Origin of the sequence: Marinobacterium profundum, from assembly GCF_001528745.1 — a bacterium.
GTDB classification, from domain to species: Bacteria; Pseudomonadota; Gammaproteobacteria; order Pseudomonadales; family Balneatricaceae; genus Marinobacterium_A; species Marinobacterium_A profundum.
In genome coordinates this window covers 1-2,052 of record NZ_BCNS01000079.1, presented here as the reverse complement: position 1 = coordinate 2,052, position 2,052 = coordinate 1, and the positions used below count along the sequence as shown (strand labels likewise).

The following is a 2,052-nucleotide window of genomic DNA, read 5'->3' as shown; positions in this document are numbered from 1 at the left end:
GGGGTGGGTAGTTACTTAAAAGGATTTGTAGAGAAGGATAGCAGTATGATTTTAAAAAGAATTACAAATCAGAGTAATAGGGGCAGTGAAGGTCGGTTTGACTACGGCTCTGCCGATCAAGACCTGGAAGCGCTGTTGAAGTATTTAAAAATGATGGGTGAGTATACAGAGATCTCTGAAGTGCATTCTGTATCTCGTCCTGCGGCTGTTTCTGGTGTGCTGGAAGAGTCTGCATCGGGGAATGGGGGGGAAATAAAAGGCTATAGCGTTCGTGAGCTTGCTGATGACTTTTTGCAGGATCGCCTGGTGGCGGGAAAGTGGAAGGACGAAAAAACCTTACAGATTAACGTCGGCCGGATTAACGCTATCGTCGAGATAATCGGAAAGGACAAAATTGTTGGTTCTCTCAAAAAATCCGATATAGTTGACGTCAAAAAGACGCTACGTCAGTATCCTGCCCGACGTAATCTGGGCCACTCGGCGAGCGAGTCGCTACAGGTTTTGATGGCGCGGGATACTTATGCGCGCATATCTCCCAATACCGCCAAGGCGTACTTTGAAATCTGCCAGTCTCTGATACGTTTTGCCTACTCCAACGATGACCTTGAAAAAGATATTGCCCGCGATATCGATTTCCCGGCAGAAACCCTTGAAGAGGACGAAAAGCACCCGTTTGATCCTGCCGACCTGAAAGCTATCGTCAATGGGTATATGTATACCGCTGATTACACGGGTAGCAAGCGTCAATTCCTGTCAGCGCACTTTTGGGTGCCTCTGATGGCCATGTACACGGGCGCTCGACTGAACGAGTTGTGTCAGCTGGGGGTTGCTGACATCCAGTGCGAAGGCCATATCTGGTACTTTAATATCACGGATGAAGATGAGCATCAGAACCTGAAGCGCAAAAGCTCGAAGCGCAAGGTACCGATTCATAGTCAACTCTTGGAATTTGGTTTTATTGGGTACTGGGAATCGCGCAAGGCTTTAGTTGGCGATGCGTCAAATACAATGCTGTTTGAGGGGCTTGAGTACGAGAAAGGCAGTCGTTGGGGGCGTAAAGTTGGACGCTGGTATAATGGTGACGGCGAGGCGAAGGCCAATGGCTATCTCGACACAGTCCAGATTAAAAATCGTGGTAATAAATCCTTCCATAGTCATCGACATACGGTTATTGACCTGTTGCGGAATGCCGGTGTAGAAGAAGCGCGTATTGCTGCTATTGTCGGGCACGAGAATGCAAGTATGACGAGTAATTACGGACGTGGCTTCAATATTCAGTCGTTGAGTACAGAAATAGAAAAAATACGCTATGACATGGATATGGAACACGTCGATTACCCGCGTTTCTTGCGGATGAAAGATGATTTTTCACCGCGTCAGCGACGTACTCATCGCGTGAAACGAAAGCAGCCCATTCGTAAAGCTAAAGACGCTGCGTAATTTTTTATTTCGTGGTTGAGCATAGATGGAAAATTTATTTCCATCGATCAGTGTTTTTTCCTATCCAATGCCGTGCTGTTGTTCAGGATGTCAGGCGATGGGAATTACAGTCGATTGGTTAACATATTCTAAATAGCATGGAGTGCTATATGTTGAAAGCAAGAGAAGGAACTCATGGCGGGTTATCAATTTATACACTACGAAGCATACGGAACTAAGGGGACGAGTAAAAAGCGCAGTCTGACGTCAATTGCGCGGGAGGCTGAACGGGTGCCTTACAGCCACCCGCATGTGAAGTCGCCGTTGCAGCCTGAGTACTTACTGGGCACTTCGTTCGTTGCGGTGGCGAAGCAGATTTCGATAGCGGCAGCTGCGAGCACCACTTTGCATGGCGGTAAAAAGCGCAAGGTAAGCGCCGATGCCAATACAGGCATTTGGCTGCTACCGAGTTATCCGCTGTCAGTCGCTGACCTGGACGCGCTGCCGGACGAGCAGCGGCAGCTTCTACTGGCATGGATACTGGAGTGGGAAGAGGACACAATTGCCTTCGCCCAACGCGAATTCCCCGGCCGCATACGGGTTGCCGCGCAGCACAGGCACGAAAAGCATCAC

General features: G+C 48.9%; 2 protein-coding genes. Both read left to right on the top strand.

Going from position 1 to position 2,052, the window contains the following annotated elements; all coding sequences use genetic code 11:
* Positions 1 to 1,440 (top strand): site-specific integrase (locus tag MPRO_RS03585; protein WP_216821231.1); only part of this gene is annotated, 1,440 nt, incomplete at its 5' end.
* A 174-nt stretch (positions 1,441 to 1,614) separates the two neighbouring features.
* The coding region (locus MPRO_RS03580; protein ID WP_158651744.1) for a hypothetical protein at positions 1,615 to 2,052 on the top strand (438 nt) is incomplete at its 3' end.